The organism is Streptomyces sp. NPDC004126 (assembly GCF_050275515.1).
Taxonomy (GTDB): Bacteria; Actinomycetota; Actinomycetes; order Streptomycetales; family Streptomycetaceae; genus Streptomyces.
In genome coordinates, this window is the sequence record NZ_JBNNPF010000121.1 from 1 (window position 1) to 4,325 (window position 4,325).

At 73.5% G+C, this 4,325-nt stretch carries 4 protein-coding genes; 1 reads left to right on the plus strand and 3 read right to left on the minus strand.

Annotated elements, in window-relative coordinates; all coding sequences use genetic code 11:
* Positions 1 to 75 precede the first annotated feature (75 nt).
* A complete protein-coding gene (locus ACQKM2_RS40665; RefSeq protein ID WP_427719208.1) occupies positions 76 to 1,305 on the minus strand; it encodes a serine hydrolase domain-containing protein in 1,230 nt (409 codons plus the stop codon).
* 224 nt (positions 1,306 to 1,529) lie between these two features.
* Here ACQKM2_RS40665 and ACQKM2_RS40670 point away from each other — a divergent pair, with 224 nt between their 5' ends.
* Positions 1,530 to 2,303 (plus strand): helix-turn-helix domain-containing protein, encoded by a 774-nt coding sequence (locus ACQKM2_RS40670; protein ID WP_427719210.1) that lies wholly within the window; start codon positions 1,530 to 1,532, stop codon positions 2,301 to 2,303.
* Here ACQKM2_RS40670 and ACQKM2_RS40675 read toward each other — a convergent pair.
* Positions 2,300 to 2,923, minus strand: a complete 624-nt coding sequence (locus ACQKM2_RS40675; protein ID WP_007265532.1) for a response regulator — start codon at positions 2,921 to 2,923, stop codon at positions 2,300 to 2,302. The genes ACQKM2_RS40670 and ACQKM2_RS40675 overlap by 4 nt on opposite strands.
* Positions 2,920 to 4,062 (minus strand): sensor histidine kinase, encoded by a 1,143-nt coding sequence (locus ACQKM2_RS40680; RefSeq protein ID WP_427719213.1) that lies wholly within the window; start codon positions 4,060 to 4,062, stop codon positions 2,920 to 2,922. The genes ACQKM2_RS40675 and ACQKM2_RS40680 overlap by 4 nt, the downstream gene beginning before the upstream one ends.
* Positions 4,063 to 4,325 lie beyond the last annotated feature (263 nt).

The window sequence follows — 4,325 nt, forward strand, 5'->3', positions numbered from 1 at the left end:
GGCTGCGCCCGGACCCCCTGGGGGCTCCGCCCCCAGACCCCCGCGCCTCAAACGCCGGCGGGGCTATAGGCGCTGTCAGTCCTCCAGGGCCTGGTACGTCGTGGTCCAGAAGTCGTGGATCACCTGGGCCGGAGCCGGGGTGGAGAGGCCCACCTGCATGAGGAGGACGCCGGTGAGCCCGTTGTGCGGGTCGGCGTAGGCCGAGGTGCCGGTGCCGCCGTCCCAGCCGAACTGGCCGACCGGCGCGTAGTCGCCGCGGTAGGTGCGGACGGCCATGCCGAAGCCCCAGCCGCCCTGCTGGCCCTGGCCGAAGGAGACGTGGACGCTGTTGCGGGCCAGGGCGGACCGGGTGGCCTCCTGCTCGGCGGTGAGGCCGTTGGTGGTCATCAGCTCGACGGCGGGCCGGGACAGGATCCGCTCGCCTCCGTGCGTGCCCTGGTTCAGCAGCATGCGGAAGTACGCGTGGTAGTCGTCGACGGTGGAGACCAGGCCGCCGCCGCCGGACTGGAACGCCGGGGGCGCGCTGTACCGGCCGCCCGCCGCCTCGTCCCACACGTGGAACTCCCCGGTCTGCGGGTCGGGGGCGTAGCTGGGGGGCAGCCGGTCGATCTTGTCGGAGGGCACGTGGAAGCCCGTGTCCTTCATCCCCAGGGGGTCGAGGACGCGCTCGCGCAGGAACGTCTCGAACGGCTTGCCCGTGACCCGGGAGACGAGGACGCCGAGCACGTCGTGGCTGATGTGGTACTGCCACTGCTCTCCGGGCTGGCGCATGAGGGGGAGCGTGCCGAGGCGGCTCATCCACTCGTCCTGCTCGGGTGCGGGCTCGCCGCCCTGGGTGAAGACGCCCCGCTCGAAGAGGGCGGCCGTGATCGGGGAGCCCATCGCCGTCAGGTCGATGCCGAGTCCGAAGGTGGAGTTCAGCAGGTCCCGTACGGTGATCGGCCGCCGCGCGGGGACGGTCTCGTCCAGCGGGCCGTCGATCCGCGCCAGCACCTGGCGGCCGGCGAGTTCGGGCAGCCACTGCTCGACGGTGTCGTCCAGCCGGATCTCGCAGTCGTCGACGAGTGCCATCGCGGCCGCCATCGCGACCGGCTTGGACGTGGAGGCCATCCGGAAGATCGTGTCCCGGCGCATCGGGGCGCCGCCGTCGTGTCGCATGGTCCCGATCGCCTCGACGTGGGTCTCGTCGCCGCGGCTGACGAGGGCGACGAGGCCGGGGATCCTCCCCGACTCGACGTGCCGGTTCAGCACGTCGCGCATCTTGCGCAGGCCCGCCTCGGTGAAGCCGTTCTGTCCCATCGCCATGTCTCCCCGTGAGTGTTTGAGAACCTCTGAACTCGCTCGAAGCTACATTGCGTTTACAGATGCGTCAACGACATTGAGGAAGCGGATTTGGCTGCTGGGATGGGTGATTGAGATAGGCATTGCAATGGCTATGGCGGTGAACGCAATGGCGTGCCGGAGGGTGAATTGCAATGGGGTGGGGGCGGATGCATACTGCGGCTGTCGACGAGGGGAGACGAGCACCGATGCCCGGAGGACGGCTCACCGGCGAGGAGCGCCGGCACATCGCCACCTGGCTGGCCGAGGGCCTCGGGTACGCGGAGATCGGCCGGCGGCTGGGGCGGCCCGCCTCGACCGTCATGCGGGAGGTCACCCGCAACGGCGGCCCCGAGGGCTACGGCGCGGACCGGGCGCAGGAGGCCACGCAGCACCGTGCGCGCCGGCGCAAGGAGGTGCGGCCGGCGGCGCCGCCGGTCCCCGACGCCGGCCACGGGCGGGACCCGCGGGCGGTGCGGGAGTTCACCGAGTCCTTCACCGGGCTGCTGGCCGGGCAGGGGCTGCCGCCGATGGTCTCCAGGGTGCTGGCCTGCCTCTACACCACCGACTCCGGCGCCCTCACCGCCGCCGAGCTGGTCGAGCGGCTCCGCGTCAGCCCGGCGTCCGTCTCGCACGCCGTCGCCTGGCTCGAAGGGCAGGGGATGCTCAGGCGCGAACGGACTCCCGGGGCGCGCCGCGAGCGCTACGCCATCGACGACGAGCTCTGGCTCCGGTCGCTGCTCGCGGCCACGCAGATGAACGACGTACTGGTGGCGGCGTCGCGGCGCGGGGCCGGGATACTCGGGGCGTCGACTCCGGCGGGGGCGCGCTTCGAATCCTCCGTCGAGCTGCTGACGCTCGTGAACGAGTCCCTGCACGCGGTCATGGAGCAGTGGCGGCTGAGGCTGGCCGAGCGCGCCGCACCCGCACCCGCACCCACATCCGCGGAGCCGGAGACGGACGCGGAGACGGACGCGGTCTAGGAGGGCAGCAGGCGCTGTTCCTTGGCCACCGCCACCGCGCCCGCACGGGTGTCGACGCCGAGCTTGTCGTAGATGCGGCCCAGGTGGGTCTTCACGGTGGCCTCGCTGATGAACAGCGCCCGGGCGATGTCGCGGTTGCCCAGGCCCCGGGCCAGCTGGCCCAGGATGTCGAGTTCGCGGTCCGTGAGGGTGGGCCGCGTACCGCGCATGTGGGCCATGACCCGGCTCGCGACGGGCGCGGACAGCGTGGTGCGGCCGGCCGCCGCCGAGTGGATGGCGGCGAACAGCTCCTCGGGGCGTTCCGCCTTCAGCAGGTAGCCGGTCGCGCCCGCGCCGATCGCCCGGGTGATGTCGGCGTCCGTGTCGTACGTGGTGAGGACCAGGACGTGCGGCGGGCCGGGGAGGGCGGTGATGCGGCGGGTGGCTTCGACGCCGTCGATGCCCTCGCCCAGCTGGAGGTCCATCAGGACCACGTCCGGGCGGAGCTTGGCGGCCAGCGCGACCGCCTCCTCGCCGCTGCCCGCCTCGCCGAGCACCTCGATGTCGGGCTCGCTGCCGAGGAGCGCGAGGAGTCCGGCGCGGACCACCACGTGGTCGTCGCAGAGGAGGATCGTCGTCATCCGGTGGGCTCCAGGGGGATCGAGGCGGAGAGGACGGTGCCTTCGCCGGGGGTGGATTCGATCGTCAGGGTGCCGCCGAGCTGGCGCACGCGGGCGCGCATGGCCGGGAGGCCGTGACCGCGGCCCGGCTCGGAGGTGGTGGCGGTGAAGCCGGCGCCGTCGTCCGCGATGTCCAGGACCACCTGGTCGCCGAGGAAGCTCAGGGTCAGGGCGGCGGTGTGCGCGTGCGCGTGCTCGCGGATGTTGGCCAGGGCGCCCTGGGCGATGCGCAGGAGGGCCGACTCCGTGCGGTCCGGGAGGGGGGCCGGTACGCCCTCCAGGTGGAAGCGGACCTCGACGCCGGGCCCGGCGTCCAGCGCGCGCAGGGCCTCGGCGAGGCCGGCGCCGTTGTCCAGCTCGGGCGGGGCCAGGTCGTGGACCAGGCGGCGGGCCTCGGCGAGGCCGCGGGCCGCGATGCCGTTGGCGGTGCGGACGTGCGCGCGGGCGGTGGCCGGGTCGCTGTCCCAGGTGCGGTCGGCGGCCTGGAGCAGCATCTGCTGGCTGGACAGGTGCTGGGCCAGGGTGTCGTGGATCTCCATGGACAGCCGTTGCCGTTCGGCGAGGGTGCCTTCGCGGCGTTCGGTGGCGGCGAGTTCCCGGCGGGTGCGGATCAGGTCGTCGATCAGCGCGCGCTGGGCGCGGGCCTGGCGCTCCATGTGGACGTAGACGGCCGTGGCGAGGGCGGCGATGGCGGGCGGGGCCAGGAGGAGGTTGGGGTCGAAGGCGGTGGAGAGCTTCATCTGGGCCGCGACGACGAAGACGGTGAGTACGGCGACCAGTGCCACGGCGGCGCGTGGGGGGAGGGTGCGCAGGGCGGTGAAGAAGAGGGGGACGGCACACCAGGCGAAGCTGGGCGCGAGCACGACGAGGACCACCCAGGTGGCGACGACCAGCCCGAGCCAGAGCCTGCGGCGCAGGGTGGGGGCGGGCCGGTCGGTGGCGTGGGCGGACTGGGTGACGCCGACGGCGGGCCCGAGGACGTACAGCAGGGCGAGGGCGATGCCGAGGGAGATCACCCAGGGGGTGCAGGGTTCGCCGGGGTGGCGCAGCAGGAAGCGGGCCACCGACGCGCCGAGCAGGAGGAAGAACGCCGTGTGCATGACGGTGGCGAGGGTGCGGGTGTCCGACGGGGTCGCGGGGGGCCGGGTCACTGCGTGGCTCCTGGGGGTGGGGCGGGGGTATCCATACTGCCTTTGCCCTGGCCGGGCGGTTTGCGGGGTGTGCGGCCGCGGCCGGTGGGCCGGTGCGGGTGGTGGGCCGCTGCGCGGGGCCGGTTCCCCTACCCGCCCTTCGCCCGTTCCCCGGGGGCTCCGCCCCCGGACCCCCCCCCCCCAAAAAACCGCCGGGGGGGGTTTATGGCGGA

Bases quoted from the DNA above. Each gene is read 5' to 3' on its own strand.
- ACQKM2_RS40665 (WP_427719208.1), bottom strand. From the start codon at position 1,305: ATGGCGATGGGACAGAACGGCTTCACCGAGGCGGGCCTGCGCAAGATG.
- ACQKM2_RS40670 (WP_427719210.1), top strand. From the start codon at position 1,530: ATGCCCGGAGGACGGCTCACCGGCGAGGAGCGCCGGCACATCGCCACC.
- ACQKM2_RS40675 (WP_007265532.1), bottom strand. From the start codon at position 2,923: ATGACGACGATCCTCCTCTGCGACGACCACGTGGTGGTCCGCGCCGGA.
- ACQKM2_RS40680 (WP_427719213.1), bottom strand. From the start codon at position 4,062: ATGCACACGGCGTTCTTCCTCCTGCTCGGCGCGTCGGTGGCCCGCTTC.